17 protein-coding genes are annotated in these 24,535 nt (G+C 33.6%); 1 reads left to right on the plus strand and 16 read right to left on the minus strand.

All coding sequences use genetic code 11. The annotated features are described in order from the left end of the window. Positions 1 to 14 precede the first annotated feature (14 nt). Genes PBV87_RS17205 through rfbA form a run of 4 tightly spaced genes read right to left on the minus strand, consistent with a single transcriptional unit; the run spans position 15 to position 4,653 of the window. Entirely contained in the window at positions 15 to 1,286 is a 1,272-nt protein-coding gene (locus PBV87_RS17205; RefSeq protein ID WP_271013102.1) for an ABC transporter ATP-binding protein, read from the minus strand. Positions 1,287 to 1,300: 14 nt separating this feature from the next. Further along, entirely contained in the window at positions 1,301 to 2,638 is a 1,338-nt protein-coding gene (locus tag PBV87_RS17210; RefSeq protein ID WP_271013103.1) for an ABC transporter permease, read from the minus strand. A 55-nt stretch (positions 2,639 to 2,693) separates the two neighbouring features. Then, complete coding sequence (rfbB, locus tag PBV87_RS17215; RefSeq protein ID WP_271013104.1) at positions 2,694 to 3,746, minus strand: dTDP-glucose 4,6-dehydratase; 1,053 nt, start codon at positions 3,744 to 3,746, stop codon at positions 2,694 to 2,696. A gap of 34 nt (positions 3,747 to 3,780) precedes the next feature. Then, a complete protein-coding gene (gene rfbA / locus PBV87_RS17220) occupies positions 3,781 to 4,653 on the minus strand; it encodes a glucose-1-phosphate thymidylyltransferase RfbA (protein WP_271013105.1) in 873 nt (290 codons plus the stop codon). A gap of 247 nt (positions 4,654 to 4,900) precedes the next feature. Here rfbA and PBV87_RS17225 point away from each other — a divergent pair, with 247 nt between their 5' ends. After that, positions 4,901 to 6,298, plus strand: coding sequence for an undecaprenyl-phosphate glucose phosphotransferase (locus PBV87_RS17225; protein WP_271013106.1), 1,398 nt, complete (start codon positions 4,901 to 4,903; stop codon positions 6,296 to 6,298). A gap of 44 nt (positions 6,299 to 6,342) precedes the next feature. On the opposite strand, the gene PBV87_RS17230 is transcribed toward PBV87_RS17225, so the two are convergent. The 12 genes from PBV87_RS17230 to PBV87_RS17285 all read right to left on the minus strand — a co-directional run bounded on the left by PBV87_RS17230 (position 6,343) and on the right by PBV87_RS17285 (position 24,396). After that, the gene (locus tag PBV87_RS17230) at positions 6,343 to 8,238 is read right to left on the minus strand and encodes an O-antigen ligase family protein (protein ID WP_271013107.1); all 1,896 of its coding nucleotides are present in this window, start codon (positions 8,236 to 8,238) and stop codon (positions 6,343 to 6,345) included. Between the two features lie 127 nt (positions 8,239 to 8,365). Continuing rightward, positions 8,366 to 10,567, minus strand: a complete 2,202-nt coding sequence (locus PBV87_RS17235; protein WP_271013108.1) for a stalk domain-containing protein — start codon at positions 10,565 to 10,567, stop codon at positions 8,366 to 8,368. Between the two features lie 140 nt (positions 10,568 to 10,707). After that, a complete protein-coding gene (locus PBV87_RS17240; RefSeq protein ID WP_271013109.1) occupies positions 10,708 to 11,844 on the minus strand; it encodes a stalk domain-containing protein in 1,137 nt (378 codons plus the stop codon). 158 nt (positions 11,845 to 12,002) lie between these two features. Beyond that, positions 12,003 to 14,132, minus strand: a complete 2,130-nt coding sequence (locus tag PBV87_RS17245) for a copper amine oxidase N-terminal domain-containing protein (protein WP_271013110.1) — start codon at positions 14,130 to 14,132, stop codon at positions 12,003 to 12,005. A gap of 177 nt (positions 14,133 to 14,309) precedes the next feature. Next, positions 14,310 to 16,493: a copper amine oxidase N-terminal domain-containing protein gene (locus PBV87_RS17250; RefSeq protein WP_271013111.1), complete on the minus strand. Its 2,184-nt coding sequence runs from the start codon at positions 16,491 to 16,493 to the stop codon at positions 14,310 to 14,312. A 543-nt stretch (positions 16,494 to 17,036) separates the two neighbouring features. Beyond that, positions 17,037 to 18,530 carry an S-layer homology domain-containing protein gene (locus PBV87_RS17255; protein ID WP_271013112.1) on the minus strand — a complete coding sequence of 498 codons (1,494 nt, stop codon included), beginning with the start codon at positions 18,528 to 18,530 and terminating at the stop codon, positions 17,037 to 17,039. A 9-nt stretch (positions 18,531 to 18,539) separates the two neighbouring features. Continuing rightward, on the minus strand, positions 18,540 to 20,321 hold the full coding sequence (locus PBV87_RS17260) for a hypothetical protein (protein ID WP_271013113.1): 1,782 nt from the start codon (positions 20,319 to 20,321) through the stop codon (positions 18,540 to 18,542). A gap of 21 nt (positions 20,322 to 20,342) precedes the next feature. Then, complete coding sequence (galU, locus tag PBV87_RS17265; protein ID WP_271013114.1) at positions 20,343 to 21,212, minus strand: UTP--glucose-1-phosphate uridylyltransferase GalU; 870 nt, start codon at positions 21,210 to 21,212, stop codon at positions 20,343 to 20,345. A gap of 34 nt (positions 21,213 to 21,246) precedes the next feature. After that, positions 21,247 to 21,657 (minus strand): YwiB family protein, encoded by a 411-nt coding sequence (locus tag PBV87_RS17270; RefSeq protein WP_053982954.1) that lies wholly within the window; start codon positions 21,655 to 21,657, stop codon positions 21,247 to 21,249. A gap of 30 nt (positions 21,658 to 21,687) precedes the next feature. After that, positions 21,688 to 22,422: a Fic family protein gene (locus PBV87_RS17275; protein WP_271013115.1), complete on the minus strand. Its 735-nt coding sequence runs from the start codon at positions 22,420 to 22,422 to the stop codon at positions 21,688 to 21,690. Between the two features lie 107 nt (positions 22,423 to 22,529). Then, the gene (murI, locus tag PBV87_RS17280; RefSeq protein WP_271013116.1) at positions 22,530 to 23,336 is read right to left on the minus strand and encodes a glutamate racemase; all 807 of its coding nucleotides are present in this window, start codon (positions 23,334 to 23,336) and stop codon (positions 22,530 to 22,532) included. Positions 23,337 to 23,346: 10 nt separating this feature from the next. Then, a complete protein-coding gene (locus tag PBV87_RS17285) occupies positions 23,347 to 24,396 on the minus strand; it encodes a D-alanine--D-alanine ligase family protein (RefSeq protein ID WP_271013117.1) in 1,050 nt (349 codons plus the stop codon). Between the last annotated feature and the right edge of the window lie 139 nt (positions 24,397 to 24,535).

Genomic DNA, 24,535 nt, shown 5'->3' on the forward strand with positions numbered 1-24,535 from the left:
GATATTCCCTCAAATTAATTAGGTCTTTTTTCTACCTGTACATTAAACGGTACATTAAGCATACCATATAAACATTTATCTCCTATTACTTTAAAATGATATGCACCATCAACATGATCTAAATAAGTCGGAATAGCTTGCTCCCTGCTCTCGCAACTGGCAACAATATAATATTCACCTTGAATAAAATAGTTTTTAAGTTTAAATACTATACAATACCTTCCTGCACGATTTAACTTAATTTTATCTCTAAAAGTATCAATTACTATTAAATCCTGACCTTTATTATTTTTAATTGCTACTGCAATGCCTAGTTCATGTTTTTGGATTTCTTCCTGTCTTACTTCACAAATTACCTTTATACAAAATTCTTCTTTTAATTCTATGTGTTCCACAATTTCTTGTGATGTATTGTATATCATTACATGTTTTATGATATTAGGATATTCTCCCCATCTATTTATAGGTTTTAATTCTGGGTAAAGTTCTATACCTGTTGCTTCTGTTACTTCTATTTCCTCATTTACTATATTAGTATTATTTTCATTATGACTACTATTAGTAAATGCTAAGTAATGAGAAGTAACAGGCTTTACGTCTCCAATCTCTTGGATAACCCCTTTCTCAATCCATATACATCTATCACAAAACTTTCTTACTGAATCTACATCATGTGTTACAAGTAAAATGGTTGCCCCTGTTTTTTTCATATCTTCAATTTTAGCATAGCACTTTGCTTGGAATCGATAATCTCCCACTGATAAGGCCTCATCAACTATTAAAACTTCTGGCTCAACATTTATTGCCACTGCAAAAGCAAGTCTAACAAACATTCCACTTGAATACGTTTTTACAGGTTGATTAATGAAGTCTCCAATATCTGCAAAATCAACTATATCTGCTATTTTTTTATCCATAGCACCTTTTGTATAACCCATCATAGTACCATTCAAATAAATATTTTCTATTCCTGTATATTCTGGATTAAAGCCTGCTCCTAATTCTAATAAAGCTGAGATTTTTCCATTTACCTCTACACTTCCTTGTGTAGGATTTAATACACCTGTAATGATTTTTAATAATGTAGATTTACCCGAACCATTTGTACCTATTATTCCTACTGTTTCTCCCTTATTAACTCTAAACTCTATATTTTTTAAAGCGAAATGCTCCTTATGATAAAGCTTTTTAGCAAGGTTTAATGATTCTTTTAATCGGTCTATTGGATTTTCATATAATTTATATACTTTATTCAAATTCTCAACTTTAATCATTATATTAGTCATTAATGTACCTCTTTCTACAATACATCTGCAAAATGTGGTTTTAATCTTTTAAACATCACTGTACCTACAATAAATAAGCTAATTGTAACGCCCCAAAAATAAATTGTCTGATTGTATCTTTCCCAGAACCAAACTTGATTAATTAATGAGTCCCTATATCCTTCAACTATATAGTACATAGGATTTAATTTAAATATCCATTGATAGGTCTCAGGAATAATAGAAAAATCCCATAAGATTGGTGTCATCCACATTCCTACTTGTAAAAATATCGTTATTATTTGTCCTAAATCTTTTAGAAATATAATTATAGCTGATGTCATATATGAAATTCCTAATACTAAAGCAAATATACATAATGAATAATATAAAGTTTGTACAAAATATATATTAGGCATATACCCATATCCTATAAACATAATCATTAAGAAACATATAAAGAATAAATGGACAAAAAGAGCCGAAATAATTTTAACTATTGGTAATACACTAATTTTAAAAACTACTTTTTTTACTAAATAATTATACTCAATCAAACTATTTGTAGCATTCATAATTGCATCATTAAAGAAAAACCATGGTACCATACCTGCTATAAGCCACAATACAAAAGGAAATTCTTCTACTGGTGCAGCCTTAAATCCTACTTGGAATACAAACCAGTATACTAATACTGTTACTATTGGTTGAATAAATGCCCATATGATTCCTAAATATGAGCCTGCATATTTTGTTTTAAAATCATTTCTCGCTAAAGTCCATATCAGCTTTTTATTATTCATTAGTTCTATACTTAAACTTTTAATAGAAGGAATTGTTTTATAGAATACAATTCCTAAGCTAGTTATAAGTATACATATAAGTATCTTAAACATATAACTTATACTATCATCGACTTTATTAATTTCTAAAATACTAGCCTCATCTATTTTATATAAAATATAAGGATCTGAACCTATAGATAAAATACTAATATCATTATCCTCTAAATTTATACTATCAATATCTTTTATCTCTAGGTTATTAATAAATATTTTTTCTGTCAAATTCTCTGTGTACCAAAAATATTTCATTTTGACATTTTTAATATTGATTTTTGCTGGACTATTTCCTAAATCTAATCTTATATACCTTGTTGCAGTAGGAATTTTATAACTTATTATTTGTTCAATACTAATATCCTTATATTTCTCACTAGCAACATTAATATTTCCTTCTTCAAATGCCTCTTCACTATATAATAATTCATAAATCCCTTGTGTATCTGAAGCTACTTCATACCCAATTGTTAATTGTCTTTCCTTATCTATATTCGCAAATAAGAGAATGCAAATATTAAAAAATACTATCATAGCAAAAAATAGTATTTTAAAAGGACTCTTTTTCATAATCTCAATTCTTCACTTCCTATATAGATTTATACATATTAGTATAATAATTCATATACTCGCCCGATACAATTTTGTCCATCCATTCTTGATTTGCAAGATACCAATCTATTGTTTCTTTAATACCTTGTTCAAAGGTATAGCTTGGACTCCATCCTAGCTCTGTAGTAATCTTGGTATTATCAATCGCATATCTTCTATCGTGTCCCGGTCTATCTTGAACATATTTAATCATATCTTCTGTTTTTCCTAAGTTCTCAATAATAAGCTTAACAATTTCAATATTAGCTTTTTCATTGTTTCCACCAATATTGTATACTTCTCCAATTCTACCCTTGTGGAGTACGGTATCAATACCTGTACAGTGGTCTTTTACATGTAGCCAGTCACGAATTTGCATACCATCTCCATACACTGGAAGCTGCTTGTCCCTCTTACAGTTATTGATCATAAGTGGGATAAGCTTCTCTGGGAATTGAAGTGGTCCATAATTATTTGAACATCTTGTAATATTGATAGGCATACCAAACGTCTCGTTATATGCTCTTACAAAAAGATCTGCACTTGTTTTAGATGCAGAATATGGGCTATTAGGTGCTAATGGTGTTGTTTCTGTAAACATACCAGTCTTACCAAGAGTACCATATACCTCATCCGTAGAAACCTGTAAATATTTCACGCCTTCTTTAAATTCACGACAGTATTTATCTTGTGGATTAACCTTCCAGTATTTCTTAGCTGTGTCGAGGAGCACTTGTGTCCCAAACACGTTGGTTGAAAGGAAGATTTCTGGATCTTCAATACTTCTATCTACATGTGACTCTGCTGCGAAGTTAACTACTGTATCAATTGTATGCTCTTCAAAAAGTTTATCTACTAATTCTCTATCTCTAATATCCCCTTTGACGAAAGTATGGTTTGGGTGCTCCATCACTTCTTTCAAATTTTCTAAGTTTCCTGCATAAGTAAGGGCATCTAAATTAATAATATGATAGTCATATGTACTAAGCATATGCTTTACAAAGTTTGCTCCAATAAAACCTGCACCACCTGTTACTAATATATTTTTCATATTCATTACTCCTTCTCTATTTAAATTCTTAGATCTATCTCTCTACATTTGCTATTTGAATCATATATTGACCATATTCTGTCTTTGCCATTGGTTCTGCTAGCCTAAGTAATTGTTCTTTGTTAATCCACCCTTGTCTATATGCAATTTCCTCTATACATGCCACATAAAGACCTTGTCTCTTTTGAACCGCTTGAACAAAACTACTTGCTTCTGTTAATCCTTCACACGTACCTGTATCTAGCCACGCCATGCCTCGCCCAAAGAGTTCTACCTTTAATTTACCTCTATTAAGGTACTCTTCATTAACAGAAGTAATTTCTAATTCACCTCTTGCCGAAGGTTGGATACTTTTAGCAATTTCAACTACATCATTATCATAGAAATAAAGTCCCGGTATAGCATAATTAGATTTTGGTTGTTTTGGTTTTTCTTCCAATGATACAACTGTGCCTTCTCTATCAAACTCTACTACACCATAAGCTGTTGAATCATTTACGTAATATCCAAAAATAACAGCACCTTCTTCTAAATCCGCTGCACTTCTAAGGGCCCCTGTAAATCCTTTGCCATAGAAGATATTATCTCCCAATACTAATGCTACTTTATCTTGCCCTATAAATGTTTCACCTATAGTAAAGGCTTGTGCAAGACCTTTAGGCTCTTCTTGTACTGCATAACTAATTTGCATTCCTAGTTCTGTACCATCCCCTAACAGTTCTTCATATACTGGCAAATCCCTAGGTGTAGAAATAATAAGTATCTCACTGATCCCTGCTAACATCAGTGTAGATAATGGATAATAAATCATTGGTTTATCGTATATAGGTAAAATCTGTTTAGATACTGCTTTTGTAATAGGATAAAGTCTTGTCCCTGATCCCCCTGCTAAAATAATTCCTTTCATGTTATTCTCCTTTTCTATTTTGACTTCTATTTTTATTTCTATTTTTTTCTATAATTCTTTTATTTTTATACTCTACATTACTTTTATTATATCATAGACACACTCACTATTTAATGCTTTTTGTTGATTTATAGCTGGTATATATTACATCCCCCTTACATAGCCTATTACACCTGTGACCTTTTGTGATTTTACTTTTAATATAGTATAATAAATATATCTTTAAGCTTTAAAAGGAGTTTTATATATGATTAGAGAAAATCAACGTTACTTAAATCGTCTACAAATTTTCTTAGACTTATTACTGATCGTTTTGTCATACATACTTGCCTATAGTACACGCTTTTACCTACTAGATAGTGGAACGATTTCACTTACTTTGAGTACATCTCTCAAACCAATCATCTTGTGTCTACCTGTGTACTTTATCCTTTATAATATATTTGATATTTATAGTACTAGGCGTACTAAGCCTTTTCATACTGAAGTTTCCGCCATTATAAAAACAAATATTTTGGCTGGTATTATTCTTATGGTAGGCCTCTTTACTTTTAAAGTCATTGACTTCTCCCGTTTGACAATTATTTTATTCTTCTTCATTAATACTTGTCTTACTATAGGTTGTCGCATAGGTATTCGTCTCATTCTCAAAAAATACCGCCGACTCGGCTATAATCTCAAACATTGCTTAGTTGTAGGAACCACCGATAGTAGTGCACTTTTTCTAGATAAAGCCGCCAAGAATGCCCATTGGGGATATAACATTGCCGGTATTGTTACTTCTAATACACATCCCCTTACAAGTTTTAAAGGATATGACGTGGCTGGAAAAGTAGAGGACCTAGAAACTCTCCTTTCTAAATCTACTATTGATATTGTGATTATAGGAGTGTCTGGATCAGATCTTATAGAGCTTAGCTATATTCTTCAAATCTGCGAAAAATCTGGAGTTAAAACTCAGATCATCCCTTACTATCATAAATATATACCTGCTAAACCTTATATGGATGACTTAGATGGACTACCTGTTATTGATATCCGTCATGTTCCTCTTGATAATGTATTTAAAAACTTTATAAAGCGTAGTTTTGATATTGTTTTTGCTCTAGTTGCCATTACTCTTACAAGCCCACTTTTACTTTTTGCAGCATTTATGACCAAGCTTACTTCTCCTGGCCCTATTATTTATAAACAGGAGCGTGTTGGCCTTAATCGTAAAAACTTTAATATGTATAAGTTCCGTTCCATGCGTGTCCAAACTAAAGAAGAAGAAAAAGCTAAATGGACTACACCTAATGATCCCCGCAAAACTAAATGGGGTAGCTTTATGCGTAAGACAAGTATTGATGAGCTTCCTCAGTTTTTCAATGTACTCAAGGGTGATATGTCTGTAGTAGGACCTCGTCCTGAAAGACCTTTCTTCGTAGATCAATTTAAGGAAACCATACCTCGTTATATGATCAAACATCAAGTACGCCCAGGCATTACAGGTTGGGCCCAGATTAATGGCTATCGTGGTGATACTTCTATAGAAGGTCGTATTGAGCATGATTTATACTATATTGAAAATTGGACCTTTAGCTTTGATTTAAAGATCATACTATTAACTATATTCAAAGGATTTGTTAACAAAAATGCCTATTAAAATAAGGGTGACCTCATTATCATATGAGGTCACCCTTATTTTAATTATACATGTTTTCTTGTCTTCATATTAATCGTTGCATGTGACATTTTTGCACGTGCTCCTTTTTGCTCTTTAGCTACTATAAAGTTAGTTGCCATACCTGTCCCTAAAAGGATCCAGAATATAGGTGCAACGGGTACAACAGAGTCATTGAACATACCAGCACCTAAGTAACCTATAATAGCAAGAAGCACTGCACTCCCTAGTATTTCTATGACGCTATAACCTTTTTTAAATCCATATAGTTGAATAGCATGTACAATATAAGTACCAACTAATACTAAAAACGCTATTAATGCTATTACACCTTCATTGATAGCAATCTGTAAATATAAATTATGAGGTTTATCTACTACCATATTAGGTGTATCATAAGCATACCATTTCCCTAATATATCATCCTGTGGGAATTCAAATGCATAAGTATCCGGGCCAAATCCCAGGAATAAGGTATCTTTTAAAAGTGGTAAACTTCTAGACCAAATGTATCCCCTTGCAGACCCCATCCTTTCTTTACCTTTAAATCCAATAGCAGGTGGTTCAACAAGCTCTTTAGGTTCATAAGTGTAATCATCTACTATTTGAATCCCCTCATCACTCATTCCTAAGGTTAATACTTTTGTATTTTGGTACGCTAAAATTAAGTAATATTGATCTTGAACTTGTCTTACATGGAAGATCATATCTTCAAACTTTTGTTCTTGAGTAAAGTATCTAGCGCCTTGGCCTAAATCCATATAAATATATACAATTTCATTACCAACTTCATCTTCAAATTTAGGCCCGTCTTCTGTCATACTCACTGTTAGTGACTTATCTTTGAGTTTGAATGTAATTCTACCATCTTTTTGAATAATATCTTGAATAGGTAAATTAGATTTATAACCGAAATCTTGTGGTGCTGATTGGAACATCTCTTTTATATCTGCAACTAAGGCTGGAACCCTAGAAAAGATACTTCCATGAGTAACCATATCCAATCCTATAACACTTATCATTCCTATAACAACTGCTATTACTAGTCCCTTCCAATGCTTCATAAAACTTCTTCCAAACAAAATAATAAATACAACAATACTACAAGCAAAACCTATAAGACCTGCTCTAGATGTACTACCAAAAAGTAAGAATAAGCTACATAGGCTTAAAAATCCAAAAGCTAATTTACTCTTATACCCTTTCATTAAGCAAGTCAAAGTTAAGAATAGTGGAACCATCATTGCAGCAAAACTACCTACATAATTGTAATGGAACATGGTCCCATATATACGCTTACTTTCATATAGGCCTGTTAATATTCCTCTATCCTCTGCATAATGTTCAGGGATAATAATCTTATTCCCTAATTCTGTCATAAATAAATCTTTACCAATATATTGGAAAAACCCTAGTACTGTTGTACACACTACTAAAAACGCTAAAGGTATAAGGATAAATTTATAATCTTTTTTTTCTTTCACACAATAGTATGTATAAAGCATCATAACAATATAACATACTAAAATTACCATACCCTCTGCATGATTTGGAAGCCCCCATGTTGTTACTTCTCTATAAGAAGATAAAAATCCTGATAATAATGTCATCATTATAAATAAAGCTGACATTCCATAGTAAATATAAGATATTTTATCTTTTTTTACATATTCTTTCTTCCATGTTAAGAATAAAATGACTCCCATAACAATTACTAGTGCTACAATAGCTTGCGCTTTAAATTGAGTAAAGAAATCAATGTTGTTTCCTGTTATATAAAGTATATATTCAGCTGGGATATCTGTTTTTACAAGTCTGACCATAAGCGGCACTACACCTAATAATAACATTATAGGAATAAACACTACCCATTTAAAATTGAAGGTATATTTACCCTGAACTTCTTTTTCCTTTTCAATCATATTTCACCTCTTATTTCTGATATGACTTCTTGTCTTGTATTATAGCATATCTACTGTGAAATATATATTAATAAACAACAAAAAAAGCAACTCCTGGGAAGGAGTTGCTTTTTTTCATAAACACAAATTATTTAGCGTAGTTTGTGAATGTAACTGATTTTGTTGCAGCATCCCATGTGTAGCTGATTCCAAGACCATCAGCAACATATTTAACTGGAATAAATGTTCTACCATTTACGATTTCACATTTAGCATCCATAGGAATAGCAATACCATTTTTGTTCATGATGTTTGAACCATTTTGGAATTGAAGTACATTACCATCTTTGAATACTGTTACTGTACCAACACCATTGATTGTACCGAAATCAACTTTACCAAATTCATCTGCTACTAAACGAACTGGTACCATAGTTCTTGCATCTTTAATTGTTACTGCAGCATCAGCTGTTTTAGCTTCACCATTTACTGTATAAGCCATGCTACCAGCTGTTAAAACGATTTCTTTTGCTACAGCAGCGTTTGGAAGATCTTCTGTATTTTTTGTACCAACTTTAACGAAATCAGCTAATTTAATAGCATCTTTGTATTGGCTTGTGTATACATCTTTACTATCTTTAACTTCGCCTGTTTTTTTGTTGTTTAATGTAGAGATAGCTGTACCACCAACTTGGAAGTCGAATGTACCTTCTGGAACAGTTCTATCTGTTGTGATTTCAAGATCACTGATTGTGATTGTTGAAGCTTCATCAGATGTTCTTGTAACTTTGATGATGATTTCGCCATTTTTAACTTCAGAGTCAATTTGGATATCTCCACCTGTTACTTTAACTTTTGCATCTTTAACATCGAAACCGTATTTAGCTTCTGCACAGTTGATACGGATTTCTTTATTTTTTTCAAGTGATTCTGATTCTGTTTCTTTGATTACAATTTTACCACCAACTTGATCTTTAAGACCAGCTTTTACTGTGATAGCTTCTGTTTCAACTTTAACAGCTGGAGTTACAGTAGCAACTTCTACTTTCATATCTTCTTCAAAGTTTTTGCTTGATGCAACAACTACTACTGGGCCTTTTTGTTCAGCTTTTGTAGCAACATTTACTTTGAATTTGAATTCATTGATTTTATCTGCTGTAAAGATTGGTGTAGTTTTACCATCTTTTGTGTTTTTATGACCTAAGTCAAGTGTGATTTCATCTAAATCTTTATTGATTGAAAGACCTTTTTCTGCATTAGCTTCGTTGAATTTAACTTGGCTTTCAACATCGAAGTAACCTTCTTCAATTGTGAAGTAGATATCTTTTTTAGAATCTAAGCTGTCAACAGCATTTTCTTTAATTGCAAGTTCGATTTCTTTTGAACCTTTACCTGAAACTAATTTTTCTACTTCGTCAACTTTGAATGATACACCGTATTCTGTTACGTTAGCAACAACTAATTTTGTATCTTCCATTTTTTCAGCTTTAACTGTTACTTTAACTTCACCAGTACCTACGTTACCTTTTTTATCTTCAGATTGAACTTCGATACCTTTAAGTACTACAGAACCTCTTGTTCCTGCTGTCATTTTTGGGAATGTAACAACAAGTTTTTTATTGTCTACATTACCTTTTTCATCTTGGTAGTATTTTGCTGTTAATGTTGTTACTTTACCAGCAAGACCTCTTTTACCTTCAACTGTTAAATCTGCACCTTTTGCATATTTTGAGTTAAAGATTAAATCTGAGCTATTTGGTAATGTAATTGTAACTTCTTTGTTGCTTAAAGAATCAGCAACTTTTTCTTCGATTGTGATATCAGCAATTGAACCGTATCCATCTACAGAAATGTTTTTAGCATCACCAGCTGTAGCTGCTAATAATTTATCTGTTACAACTTCTGCACCTGTAAGTGAGTATTTACCTGAAGTTACAAGTGAATCTTCACCATCTACAGTGATAGCTGGGTTACCTTTTTTAGGTGTACCTGCAACTGGAATTAAAGCTGTTTGTGTTTTATCTGTTACAGTTACTTTTAATTGAGATTTTGATAACCATTCAACTTTTGCTGTTGTTGCTACAGTTGAAGCATGTTCTTTGTATGATGATTCTTTGAATTCGAAATCTGTTGCGTTGATGAAGAATACATCTGCATCTTTGTTTGTTTTGTCATTATCTGAGTATTTTACTTGTAAAAATAACTCTTGATCTGTTGTGATTTCTTTATCAGCAACGATTGATAAAGTTTTGTTGAAGCTGTTTGTTGAAGCAGCCATTGTAGTTACAGGAACAGCTGTGATAACCATAGCTGAAGCTAAAACTACTGCTAATTTTTGACGTAATTTCATTATTAACGTCCCCCTTCATAATTATAATTTAATTTAATATATAACTTTCCATTTCATGTTAAATTATATAATGGTATATATTCAAAGTCAACTTTCTAAATAGATTTGTAATTTTCCTGTAACAAATTCTCTTATTCTATTTAGTTAAGTTTTAAACTACCATCATATTTTGCAATGATTTCTTTACTTTCGTTATATACATAACCTTTTGCTTTTGTATCAAATTCATCTTCAATATAATCCTGCATATCATTTAAATAAGTTTCTAATTTATCTTTTTGTGTACTATTCATTTCATACCAAGCACTATCTGCTACTGTCATATCTGCATAATCTGTATAGATTGAGAATTCAATCACATCATTATTCGCTTCAAGTTTTACATCTCTAACACGAATAGAACTTCCATCAAACATGCTTCCTAAGTCAAGTCTTGGGAAAGTGCCAAATTTATTTTTTAAGATTTTTGCAAAATCATCTAAGTCAGATTGTTTGTAATTGCTATTACGTTTGTATTCAAAATCGAATGATCCTTTTGTGGACATTTCAAATGTTGCTACTGTTACTTCATCATAAGTGTCATAGACTTCACCAACCACTTTGATTGACCCACATTCTGTTTGGATATCTTTCACCATATCTTTTGTGAACTTTTCAAGTGTAGATTTAGAGATTTCTTTGAAGTATTTACCATCTTTCTTACTATCATATCTTATTTCAAAGGTTAATTTACTTTCATCACCTTTAAGACGGAATGTCCACTCTACATCATATTTATCACTATAGTATTTTTCAAGATTTTTAAGTGTTGCTTTAAGATCTAATTCTTTAGATGTACTTGTATCTTTATCATCATCTTTGCTATCTTCTTTGTCATCTGTTATACCAAGTTGTTTTTCATATTTAGCAATTTTAGCTTCCATATCTTTAATTTTTGAGTTAGCAACTGCTAATTGATGATTTTTATTTGCAAGATCTTGCTCAATAATTGAGTTAGATATTGTATTTGTATTGATTTCTACTGTTTGTGTTGTGCCATTCCAATTAACTTGATTCCCTACTAATTGACCTGCATCACGAAGTGATACATAAACAGAGTCTCCAATGAAGAATGGTTCCATATTTGGTTGTTTAACTTGCCCATCTACTTTAACTGCAATGTTGTTATATCTAAGTTGTACATTTTTTGTTAAGTTTGCAGCACCTACTGCAAATGCACCTGTACCGATACTCCCTGCTAAGAGTACAGCTAAAATTTTCTTACTTCTTAATTTCATCACTATATCCTCCCTTATGTAAAACTAAGTTTAATTTCTCTATTTATTTAAGTATATGACTCTTCAAATTAACTTTCAACACCTGTATTCATTTCTTAATCTTAAAGTAATATTACAGTAACATAAAATTTACCATTTAATAACACCTTTGTATCTTCTTATTTATTGGTAAAAATAGCTGTTTTTGTCTCATTAGACCACTCTACATCTATATCTAACATCCTAGCCATCTCTCCTACAGGTACATAAGTTCTACCATTTAAGATGGTTACTTTATCATCCATTGGTTTCACTACATTATTCACTTCTGCTAAATTACTACCATCTATAAGTTTAAGTGTACGTTGACCTGCTTCTATAATAACAACACTTTTTCCATCTTCCTTATCAAAATGCATCTTATCCTCTGTAATACCAAAAGCATCAGATACATACTTAACTGGTACCATCACACGACTTGAAGATGATAAATAAGGTGCTGCATCCATTTCTTTCACTTTATCATTCACAATGTAGTTTCTTTCGCCTATCTTAAAGGACGCAGTGCCTTTAGCTAGGCCATTTGATTCTTGTTGATTATTAGAACTTGCTTGTTTAGCTACCTTAATCTTATCCTTAAGAACGATTCTATCTTTTTCATTATCAGAAACTGCACTACCACTCAGAACAATGTCATAGGTTCCTTCTTCTACTAATGCATCAACATACATTTCAAGGTCTGTTAATCTAATGGTAGCACCTTCATCTGAGCCCCTATCAATATCCAGTATAATACTTCCGTTTTCTACTTTCATATTACCTAATTTCATATCTTTGACTTCTACTTTAGCATCTGTAAAGCTAATGCCTCTTGCACCTCTACCTATAGAGACAACAAGTTGACTGCCACGCTCGAATATGCCTGAGCTCATTTCCTTTATTGTAATACTACCACCAACTTGATCTTTAAGCGCTGGTTTAAGATTGATGGTATTCATTGTCACTGCAAGAGCTGATCCTACTTGACCAATTGTAACTTTTTCTTCTAATTTCATAGAATCTGCTATTAACTCTATCGGACCTTCTGTTCCTGCCTCACCTTGTACATCAAAGGAGAATGTTACAGTGTTAATACGTGTAGGATCTATTTTTCTAGTATCTACAGTAAAACCAGTAACTTCTTTTCCTTTTACACCTATTTCCTCTTTAATTGTAACTGCTGCACTTCCTATCATTTTGAGACTTCCTGGCACAATCTTAGCACCTTTTACTTCAAAGTACACATCATTACGTCTACTCAAACTTCCTGCAACATTTTCACTCATCGTCACTTCTACAGTCTGGCTTCCTTTGCCTGCAGTCAGCTTAATAGGCTGTTTAACCTTTAGGTTAATACCCTCTCCACTAACATTCGCAACAGTAAGTGTTGTTGTATCTGCATCATCTAGTCTAATGGTGGCCTGTACCGGACCATAAGCTACTTGACTATTTTTATTATCAACTTGGCATTCTAAACCCTTGATCTGAATGCCACCTCTAGCTGAAGATGGTTGTATACCTACTAACGTGAGTAATAATTCATTGCTATTATTATCTATATACTCTGCTTTAACTCTAATATTTTCACCATTTAAACCTCTTATCCCTTCTATCTTTACAGATGTTGCATACCCTTTAGCATCTGTGTCAGGTAATCGGAATTTTAGATTTGTTGCACTTGGTAACTTTAATCTAACTTTAGTACCAGATACTAATGTACCAGCTGCATTCTCTTCTATAATGATATCTGCTAACTGTCCATTTGCTGTATCTGATATATTAGGTACTTGTCCTGTTGATATAGTTAAACCATAGCGGTCTACTTGTCCTTTTACACCAATTATATATTCACCTGATGTAGCTACTGAATCCTCTTCTACAATGAGTCTTGGATTACCTTTGAGTACAGTCCCATAAACAGGAATACTAATTGTTGTCTCTTTTGATGTTTTATCTACCACTACTTTTAATTTGTTACCTGACTGATAGATAACTGTTGCGCCTTGGACCTTAATACCATTATAATTACTACGATTTAAGTCAAAATCTTTTGCTTGAATCTCAAATGTAGCTCCTCTTTGTAATTCTCCTGCCTTAAAAGTCATATTAAATACAAGACCTTTTTGTATATCTACTTCTGTTCCCTGAACAACTGAAATCTCTTTATTATAATTGTTGGTTGATTTAGCACTTAAACCAACTGGCATACTCACTAATGTCATGCAACTTAATAGGATAAAGGATAGTATTTTTCTATTTCTTTTTTTCATCTTATATTCTCCTTTAGATTATATTTTGATATATGTATACATTTTTAGTATAGACCTTTGTTTTTTAAATACAATCCTTTAGTGTTATTCGTAATCATAACGTAAAAAAGGTGACATAGTCTGTATACTATGCCACCTTTTTAGGGGAATGTTAATAGATGAATTTATTATCTTGAATTATTTATTTGAGAATGTAGCTGTTTTTGTTTCGTTTGACCACTCAACATCAACACCTAATAATCTACCCATTTCACCAACTGGTACGTATGTTCTACCATCAACAATTGATACTTTTTCGTCCATAGGAACTCTAACACCGTTTACAAGTGCAATATTGCTTCCGTTAACTACTTGAAGTACTTTATTACCAGCAAAGATAGTGATTGTTCCACCATTTTCGTTAGAGAAGAGTACATCGTTACCATTGATACCGAATACATCTGATACGTATCTTACTGGTACCATTACACGGTTTGATTTTGCAATGTATGGAGCTGCGTCCATTTCTTTTGCTTCACCATTTACTGTGTATGATTTTTCTCCAACTTTAAAGATACCTGTACCTTTTTTAAGACCGTTTGCAGCATTGTCTTCTGTGTTAGGTGTACCTACTACGAAGAAATCAGCTACTGTGATTGCATCTTCGAAGTATTTAGCATCTTTTGAATCTGAAACTTTATTTGTGTTATCTTTAGAAATCGCTTTACCACCGATTACTAAATCGAATGAACCTTCTGGAACTGTTCTATCTGTATCTACTGTAATATCTTTGATTGTGATTGTACCAGCTTCTTCAGATGTTCTAGCGATTGTGAAGAAGATTTTACCATCTTCTACTTTAACATCTTTGATTTCTACATCTTTAGCTTCTACTGTAGCATCTGTTACATTGATACCTTTTGTGCTATCTTTAGCAACTTCAACGATGATTTGTTCTCCACGTGGTAACATTTCAGCATCTGTTTCTGTGATAACAACTTGACCACCTTTTTGACCTTTAAGACCAACTTTAACTGTCATTGGTTGAGCTTCTACTTTAACAGCTTCTTTAACTGTACCAAGTTTAACTTCAATATCATTTTCAAGTGCTCTACTTTCTGCTTTTAAAACGATATCTCCTGTGTTAGCAGCTTTACCTTCTACAGCAAATTCAAATACAACTTTGTTAATTGCATCTGCTGTAAGTTTTGATGCATCTAAAGTAAGTTCTACTTCATCATCAGCTTTTGCAGCTGTAATGATGTCTTTTGCACCTTCTACAATTTTAAGAGATGATGCATCAATTTTAGCGCCATCTACTGTGAAGTAAACGTTTTGTTTTTTGTTTAAGCTGTCGATCGCACTTTCTTCTAATGTTACTTTTACTGTTTTGCCATCTTTACCTGCTACTACTTCTACTTCTTCTTTTACATTAAGTTTAACACCAAAATCTGCTACGTTTGCAACTACTAATTTAGTATCTTCCATACCATTAGCTTTAACAGTTACTTTAACTTCTCCTGTAGCTACATCAGCTTTTTTGTCTTCAGCTTCAACTTTGATTCCTTTAATTACTACAGAACCTCTACTTGCTGTTTTGTTTCCTGTAAGAGTGATTACAAGTTTTTTGCTATCTTGTTTTCCATTTGCATCTTCGAAGTATTTAGCTGTTGCTTTAATAGATGCTGATGAAAGACCTCTGTTTGCAGCAATCTCAATCTCTTGAGCTGTTTTATATGTGCTATTGAAGTTTAATTCTGAGCTGTTTGGTAATGTAATAGTTACTTCACCTTTTTCTAATAATGTATCTGCAGCTTTTTCTTCGATTGTGATATCAGCAATTGAACCATATCCATCGATAGAAATGTTTTTAACATCACCAGCTGTAGCAGTTAATACTTTATCTGTTACAATTTCTGAAGTTGAAAGTGCATATTTACCAGATGTAGCTAATGAATCTTCTGCATCTACGATAATTGCTGGTGTACCTTTTGATGGTGTACCTGCAATAGCGATTTCTAATTCTTTTCCTGTAAGGTTTGTACCTGCTTTAACTTCAACTTTTAATTGAGTGTCAGATAAACGTGTAATTGTAACACCGTCTTTTTCAACACCTGTGTATACGTTTGTGTCATTTAAGAATTTGAAATCTGTTGCATTTACGAAGAAAGTATCTTTTGTACCATTCGCAATTGTTTTTACTGCACTATCATCGTATTTTACTGTAAGGTTTAACCCTTGTGCTGTTGTGATTTCTTTATCAGCTACGATTGATAAAGTTTTGTTGAACCCGTTTGTTGATGCAGCGCTAGTTACTACTGGTACTGCTGTAATGATCATTGCTGAAGCTAAAACTACAGCTAATTTTTGACGTAATTTCATAATAAAGCCTCCCTAAGTTGTCTTAAGCCAGCGACTCGGCTGATGTGTATGTAATGTTTTGTAATACTTATTTAATATTTTTTAATATACTTTTAATAAGTGGTTACGCCTACCGTCGTTGCTCTTCGTTTTTGTTTACATGATGATTATACAAGACATTTCCTTGTGTTATCAAGTGTTTTTATCCGTTTGTAATGTTAGTGTAATCTTACAGAAATATACAAATATGGTTCTTTCTTGTATTCCCAAGGCTTGTACCCTACCCTTGAACAATATGGAAATTTTTTCTGTACTCTCATTTCAGTTAATATTTATTAATATTTAGTTAAAATATTAAACTAATCTATATTTATCCATATTATACCTTTATTGCTGCACCCCTTATACTGACTATGTTTTCATCAACTTACAGCCGTTTTACCACCTTAATCAATCCCTTATGATCTACACCTACTCTTTTACATTTAAAACATCTCTTTTCTAATAGCAAAAGGGAGTAACACAGTCTCTTCTCTGTGTTACTCCCTTATAAGCAATTATGTCTTATGGCATCATTTTATCATTATAATCTTTTTGTAGTTCATAGCGTAGGTAGTCTAAATATTGATTCATCATAGCTGCTGCTTCGCTATAAGTGACTTGCTTCTTAGGTAAGAAGTAATCATTACTATCTGGTGCGATGCCTAGCTGCGCTGCAGCGTAGACTGCTGGTTTGGCCCATACAGCAATTTTATCATCATCTATATAAGAAGTTTGAGTTGCACCTGTACCTAATCGTTCTAGTCCTACTGCCTTTACATTAAGTTGAATCATCGCTTCTCTTGTAAGAGGCATACTGCCGGAGAATGTCCCTCCACTTATAAGGCCTGCATTGTAGGCCGCCATTGCATATGGATAATATGGACTTGTCTTAGAGATATCTGTAAAGATTACAACCTCTTCTTCATCTTTCTTCTTATTCGACTTCTTCTCCTCGGTATCTAGTACTTCTATACCTAGTGCATTTACAAGCATCTTAATATATTCACCTCTTGTAACAACTTTATCCGGTGAGAAACTACTGATATCTTCTGTGAAGATCTTAAGACTATACATTTTTCTAATGTCTGATTCTGCTGGGTGCCCTTTGAATTTCGAAAGATTTACGGCAGAAAGTTGTTCAATCTTTGGTGTGTCTAATACATTGTAGCTACCTACTGATTCATTATCATAAAGGTTTGGACTACCTGCAATAATATTGTAAGTATTAGAACCTTCCCCTCTAATAATCTCTTTGTAGTTCCCTGCAAAGCTGATGGCATCTGGCTCATTGGCTCCATATTGAAGTTCTTTATGAACCGTATAGGTTGGCATTTCTTCTATGTAATAGCCTTGTTTACCATTTTCAATGGTAATACTTCTTTTTTGTGTTTCTGTCTTCGCAAAGTTATGTTCATAGCCATAGATTGGTCCATTTACAGTAACTGTTACATTGTTTGCACCCCCTGTTACATCTTTATAGACAGCTTCATAACTCACATCACCTCTATAGTAAGTTGCACCTGGGGTATAGTCTTCTATTATACTTTTTGAAAAAGAAGAGAGCTTGCCATCTAACTGATAGGTATTGCCATTTACTACAGCTAACTCTGTCCATTTTTTCATCTCGGTTGTTTTAGTCGTCTGTCTTGCTACAGGATCATATAGGTAATTGGTTTCTAATGAAATGGTACGTGTAATCTTACTTTCTCCACTGGCATCTTCTGCTTTGATGACATAGCTTTCTGTATAGTTTCCAGAGCCTTTTTCTTTATCTATTTCATTCGGTTTAAACTGAATGGTACCTGTTACCACTACTGGTTCCCCTGTTAAATAAATGGTTTCTTTATAAGGTAAAGTAATTTTTGAAGTACTACGTTTGGTATTTGCTGCTTCAGTCGTTGTAAGTAGCTTCTGTCCAGGCACTGTGCCTCCAAAGTACCCCATCTCTCCTTCATAGGCAAGAAGAGGTGTGGTTGCGATAATCCATGTCAATATAAATGCTGCAAATTTTCTCATCTTGTCTCCTTACTCTACGATAACAATATAAGACTTGGCTGTATAACTTGTTACACTGTTTTCATTGCCTGTATTATTATCTTGTTTATTTTGATCTTGGATACTTTTTTCCATCATCACCATTAAACTATCTCCTGGTTTTATAGCTTTTGCTGATACCAGTTGTCCTTCTTTTACAATCACTGTATTTGGTGAAACTTCTACGTTCACAGTTGCATTTTTACGACTTAAAAGTGCCCAACGCTTCTTCGTACGATCGTAGTAATAAGTGTCTTTAAGGCGAATATCTCCTGACTCACTAAGGTACGCCTCTCCTCTTATAGCTTCTTTACTATATGGCATACTACTAATCGCTACAGCTTCTCCACCTTTTGCAATGATTGTATAGACTTCACTTTCTTTGGAGTTATCCCCATAAGTTAAGAACTCATCTATACCATTCATCTGAATGCCTTTTTCTGTTAAGAACTTGGTATTTGCTTGAATACTAAAGGTTTGTGGTGTTGGATGGTAATACCATATACCATCTTCTAAAAGGGAGAAGGTCTCTACTTCAAAGGTTTGGTAATTATCAATACGTTTAATACGTCCTCTATAAACTTCTAAACTACCTTCTGCTACCCCTTGTAGGATATTTGCAGCGGCAAGTTTATTCTCACCTGTAATAGTTGCTTGAATGCGATCCCCTACCATAATACTTGCTGGACCTACTAGACGATTTTCTCTTACAATGATGGCATCATCTGCAAGATAGATTTGTTCTCCTGTTAAGAGCTTAACCACCCCTGGTGAAGCATAGGTTACTGTTGTAGGCTCTAAAGTGGTTTGTTTCTTGGTTTGGAAGTTGAGCTTAACCGCTTCGTCTTTACCTCTAAAAGATTCTACTGCTGCATACACATAGCCATCTAAGCTTTTAATTCTATTTTTGATATAGTCAAAAGATACTGCATTTCCCAGGTAATAGGTACCTACAGTCTTTGGATCTACACGAAGCTGATTGATAGATTCATACCTCCCCCAACCATTTTTTTGTAGAACTTGGTTATTCTTAATGCCAATAGTATTTTGATAAGGATTCACACTCACCAATTCACCTCTATAAATCCCAGATATGACCTTACTATCTGGATCTACAACAATCTCTTCTACGGTTTCTTCGATTTGACCTGCACCGAGTATACGTTGATTAACAAGTAATCTTACCCATTCTCCTTCTTTAAGTTTCCCTAAAGAGTAAGGTACACTGGCTTTGCTAATCGGTGTATCTTGGCCAATACTATAGTGATAAAGTCTACCTGTACTATCTTCTAGTACTAAACTTCTCATACTACCCGCACCCATATTAAATGTATGTACTTTTCCGTAACGTACAATGTAGTCATTGTATGCGCTTATGTATTGTATGTAACCTTCATCATCAAACTGGATATAAATATTGTCGCCTGGTTTTATATTACCTATCGTTGTATCACGATTATCAAAATTAAAAGTAGGGAAGAGTTGGTCAATATAACCGATTCTATCTTCCTCATCATAATAAGGTTGTTTCTCTACTTTTATCTCACCACTATAATATTTAGCTACTTTTTCTGTTCCTGCTGCATCTCTATATACAAGATACCCCAGTCCTGGCTCATTTTCTACAACGATGCCTTTATCTGAATAGACAATTGAACTTTCTAAGCTTTCGTATTCCTCTTGTGTAAGATAGTTATGATCTATGGCAAAAGTTGTGCAAGCTGACCCTAATATAAGCCAACTTGCAACTGCCACGCGTATTGCTCTTTTCAATGCGCTGCCTCCCTTTAGCACTTACCCTCTCTTCACAACTTCTTGTAAATAAGCCATGAATTCATCACGTAAGTCTGCTCGATCTAATGCAAAATCTACAGTAGCTTCCAAGAATCCTTGTTTGCTTCCTACATCATAGCGTCTACCTACAAAGTCATATGCATACATCTTCTCTTGCTGTGCTAATTTACAAAGGGCATCAGTAAGTTGAATTTCTCCACCTGCTCCTGCTTCTTGTTTTTCAAGAAGAGGGAAGATCGCTGGAGTGATGATATAACGACCAAGTACAGCTACATTTGAAGGTGCTTCACCAATACTTGGTTTCTCCACCATATTTTCCACTGTATACATTCTATCGGCAATTTTATCGCCTTGCACAATACCATATTTATTAACTTGGTCATCTGCTACTGTCTGTACACCTAAAATGGTTGAATCATATTTTTCATACATGTCCATCATTTGTTTCAGACAAGGTGTCTCGGATGTAATGACGTCATCTCCTAAAAGGACAGCAAAAGGTTCATCCCCAATGAAGTTCTTTGCTGTAAGGACTGCATGTCCAAGCCCTTTAGGCTCTTTTTGACGGATATAATAGATGTTTGCAATTTGAGATACATTTCTTGCAATCTCAAGTAACTCATCTTTTCCATGCTTCTCAAGTTCCATTTCTAGTTCTACAGACTTATCAAAATGGTCCTCAATAGCTTTTTTCGTACGACCTGTTACGATAACAATATCTTCAATACCAGAAGCTACAGCTTCTTCTACGATATATTGAATCGTTGGTTTATCTACTATTGGTAGCATCTCCTTAGGTTGTGCTTTTGTTGCAGGCAAGAATCTTGTCCCAAGACCTGCTGCAGGTATAATAGCTTTTTTAATCTTCATATCCAAACCCCTTTCGACTTTTAAAGTGCAAATATTATTTTGTACTCTCTATAAAATATATATTATCACTTATTTTTCTTCCTTGCATCATCATTTCATACTGAATCATAAGGCTTACATCCTCACCAAATTGACTTTTAATCTCATGAGTCGTCACTAATAAATCAAGTTGTCCATATTCTGTTTCATAACTTGTTGAATAAGGCTTAGCTGTATCAAAAACCATATTTGAAGATAATGCACCTGAGCGCTTAATGGTTACAACACCATCTTTAAGTTTAATCAGGTTATTCACTGTTATATTATGGGTTGCATCTTTTTGGTCAAATTTAATGTACTGGCTACCATTACGTTCAGCAACTACACCCTCTACGATCATTTCATCTACATTATCATGTGACTCATACTTTTGCGTTGTTACTAATTTAAATTTTCTAGTTTCCATCTTATGTCTCCTTCAATCACTTTAATAAAATTATTGTAACATATATAAATAAGTATCCAAACTACTGTCTACCGCCCTTGTTATAATGCTTACAAATGCCTCCGTTTGCCCATTAACACTTGCCATTTCTAATGCCTTCATATATTCACTTCTATCTTCATTCTTAATGATAGCCATTGGATAACCATTGCGTAGCAAAATTAAATTCATTAGCAATCTTGCAGTTCGCCCATTCCCATCAATAAAAGGATGAATATAGACATATTTGAAGTGGAAAAGTGCCGCGAGCTCTATAGGTTGGAGTTGCTCTTTAGAAGCATTATACCAACTTAAAAGTTCATCCATTTTTTCCTCTACCAACATATATTCTACTGGCCTATGCTTGCTACCACTTATGAGAACATTATTTTTTCGATAAATGCCTGCATTCTTATTATCTATACTCTTTAAAATAATAGCATGCAAATCTTTAACGACTCTCTCAGTAATATCTAGGTTTTTGTTAACGATATCTTCTATATAATTAATCGCTTCTTGATGATTAATAACTTCTAGATGCTCTCTTAAGCTTTTTCCTCCACCAATGGTTAATCCTTCTTCTAGTATTACCTTGGTTTCTGTAATGGTTAATGTATTACCTTCTATAGCATTTGAGTTGTATGTAAGCTCTACATCAAAGTATTGTTTGAGGTTATTTAATACCTCCGGTCTTAATGGACGTTTGCTATCTAAAAGAGTTTTCTTTTTTTCAATCTCTTGAAACATGTTTTCTTCTCCCTTCTAAGCATTTATTCTTACCTATAGTATATCCTTGAAATAAAACTCCCATGCCATTGAGGTTCAATAACTTGGGAGTTTTGTTGGATGTCTATCTAATATGCTTCAATATCTACCTTTTCTACATACTCTACTGGATAGTCTAAAAAGACTTGCGCCATTTTTTGCATACGACATGTGTGGTCACTTACATAAAACTTGTACGTCGCCTCTGTATGCTCTGTTTGCATATCTTGGCTTTTGAGTAGACGTTTGAGGCTAAAGGCTGCCTCTGTAGCTGGGTTAATGAGTGTAATTCCATCTCCTAATACTTCTCCTATAGTCTGAGTAAGCATTGGATAATGGGTACACCCTAATATAAGAGTATCAATATTCTTTTCTGCTAGTGGTAATAAGTACTCTTGTACAACTTCTTTGGTAATGCTATGGTTTGCCCATCCTTCTTCTACAAGAGGGACAAAGAGTGGACAAGCCTTACCGAATACTTCAAGGTTGGGATTTTGTTGTTTTAATAAGTAAGGGTATTTACCACTTGCAATGGTTGCTTCTGTTCCAATAATGCCTATACGATTATTGCGTGTCTCCTTAAGTGCCATACGTACGCCAGGTTCTACCACACCTTCAATTGGAAGGTGTGGGAACATAGCACGTAACTCTTCTATACAGTTTGCATTGACTGTATTACATGCAATAACAATGGCTTTTACATCATGTGTTTCTAAGAAACGAATAATTTGTGCTGAAAACTTAGTCACAGTTTCTTTGGATTTACTCCCATAAGGTACTCTTGCGGTATCTCCAAAATACACAATGGACTCATGTTTTAGACGTTCCATCACTGCTTTTACTACTGTAAGTCCCCCTACGCCCGAGTCAAATATGCCTATAGGTCTATTGTCCATAATGTTCTCCTTAAAGGCTTGCAAAATCTAGTAATTTAGTTACAAGCTCACGTGTTTCGATACCCGCTGCGTTAAAGAGCATTGGGTACATACTGATAGAAGTGAATCCTGGTAATGTATTGATTTCGTTAAAGATGATGCTACCATCTTCTTTTACGAAGAAGTCGATACGAGAAATACCTTTGCCTTCTACTGCTTCAAATACATCTCTTGCGTATGCTCTAATTTGTTCTTTAATTACTGGATCTAAATTGGCATCTACAACTGTTTTAGATTCTGCATTATTGTATTTGGCATCAAAATCATAGAATTCTGCTGCAGCAAGAATTTCACCTACACCTGAAACTTGTACATCGCCGTTTCCAAGTACAGCTGTTTCTACTTCACGTCCAATGATTGTCTCTTCAATAAGTACTTTTGTATCATGTTTAAGCGCTTCTAAGATACCTGCAATGAGTTCTTCTTTATTATGCGCTTTTGAAATCCCTACAGATGAACCTGCATTGGCTGGTTTAATAAAGTATGGGTAACCAAAAGCACCTTCTACTTTTGCTACCACTTGATCTGCATTTTTCATTTCTCTTTCATACACAAGCACGAAATCAGCTTGTGGTACACCTTTTTCTTTCACTACAATCTTAGTGAAAGCTTTATCCATAGATACAGCTGAAGCAAGTACACCACAACCTACAAATGGAATTTCTGCTAATTTGCAAAGACCTTGTACTGTTCCATCTTCTCCATTTCTACCATGAAGCACTGGGAATACTTTGTCGATTCTGATATACACTGGTGGCTCTTCTTCTTTTAATACCACTAAACTTTTTGTTGTCGCATCTGGGCTTAGAACAGCAGGAATACCTACTTCTTGCCATCTATTTGCTGTAAAGTCTAGGTTATTACCTGTATAGAGTAACCATTTACCTTCTTTTGTAATCCCTACTGGGTAAATCTCAAATTTATCTGTATCCATATGATTAATAATCGTAGTTGCTGACTTTAAAGAAACTTCATGCTCTGAAGACTGCCCTCCAAATAACACTAATATACTCTCTTTCATGATACCTCTTTCTCCCTTCATTCCTACAGTTAAAGTTAATTGTATTACTTTTATTATAAATATTCAAGACTTGCCTATTTGCGAAACTTGGCCTTTGTAAAAACTTTAAGTGATTCCAATAAATATTTGAAATAAAAAA

Origin of the sequence: Holtiella tumoricola, from assembly GCF_027857615.1 — a bacterium.
In the GTDB taxonomy this organism is placed as follows: domain Bacteria; phylum Bacillota; class Clostridia; order Lachnospirales; family Cellulosilyticaceae; genus Holtiella; species Holtiella tumoricola.

What these genes read in the sequence shown, in the direction of transcription:
- PBV87_RS17235 (WP_271013108.1), bottom strand. Translation starts at nt 10,567, where the DNA reads ATGAAATTACGTCAAAAATTAGCAGTAGTTTTAGCTTCAGCTATGGTT.
- PBV87_RS17255 (WP_271013112.1), bottom strand. Translation starts at nt 18,530, where the DNA reads ATGAGAAAATTTGCAGCATTTATATTGACATGGATTATCGCAACCACA.
- PBV87_RS17250 (WP_271013111.1), bottom strand. Translation starts at nt 16,493, where the DNA reads ATGAAATTACGTCAAAAATTAGCTGTAGTTTTAGCTTCAGCAATGATC.
- PBV87_RS17240 (WP_271013109.1), bottom strand. Translation starts at nt 11,844, where the DNA reads ATGAAATTAAGAAGTAAGAAAATTTTAGCTGTACTCTTAGCAGGGAGT.
- PBV87_RS17270 (WP_053982954.1), bottom strand. Translation starts at nt 21,657, where the DNA reads ATGGAAACTAGAAAATTTAAATTAGTAACAACGCAAAAGTATGAGTCA.
- rfbA (WP_271013105.1), bottom strand. Translation starts at nt 4,653, where the DNA reads ATGAAAGGAATTATTTTAGCAGGGGGATCAGGGACAAGACTTTATCCT.
- rfbB (WP_271013104.1), bottom strand. Translation starts at nt 3,746, where the DNA reads ATGAAAAATATATTAGTAACAGGTGGTGCAGGTTTTATTGGAGCAAAC.
- PBV87_RS17210 (WP_271013103.1), bottom strand. Translation starts at nt 2,638, where the DNA reads ATGATAGTATTTTTTAATATTTGCATTCTCTTATTTGCGAATATAGAT.
- PBV87_RS17230 (WP_271013107.1), bottom strand. Translation starts at nt 8,238, where the DNA reads ATGATTGAAAAGGAAAAAGAAGTTCAGGGTAAATATACCTTCAATTTT.
- murI (WP_271013116.1), bottom strand. Translation starts at nt 23,336, where the DNA reads ATGGACAATAGACCTATAGGCATATTTGACTCGGGCGTAGGGGGACTT.
- PBV87_RS17245 (WP_271013110.1), bottom strand. Translation starts at nt 14,132, where the DNA reads ATGAAAAAAAGAAATAGAAAAATACTATCCTTTATCCTATTAAGTTGC.
- PBV87_RS17285 (WP_271013117.1), bottom strand. Translation starts at nt 24,396, where the DNA reads ATGAAAGAGAGTATATTAGTGTTATTTGGAGGGCAGTCTTCAGAGCAT.
- PBV87_RS17205 (WP_271013102.1), bottom strand. Translation starts at nt 1,286, where the DNA reads ATGACTAATATAATGATTAAAGTTGAGAATTTGAATAAAGTATATAAA.
- PBV87_RS17225 (WP_271013106.1), top strand. Translation starts at nt 4,901, where the DNA reads ATGATTAGAGAAAATCAACGTTACTTAAATCGTCTACAAATTTTCTTA.
- PBV87_RS17275 (WP_271013115.1), bottom strand. Translation starts at nt 22,422, where the DNA reads ATGTTTCAAGAGATTGAAAAAAAGAAAACTCTTTTAGATAGCAAACGT.
- galU (WP_271013114.1), bottom strand. Translation starts at nt 21,212, where the DNA reads ATGAAGATTAAAAAAGCTATTATACCTGCAGCAGGTCTTGGGACAAGA.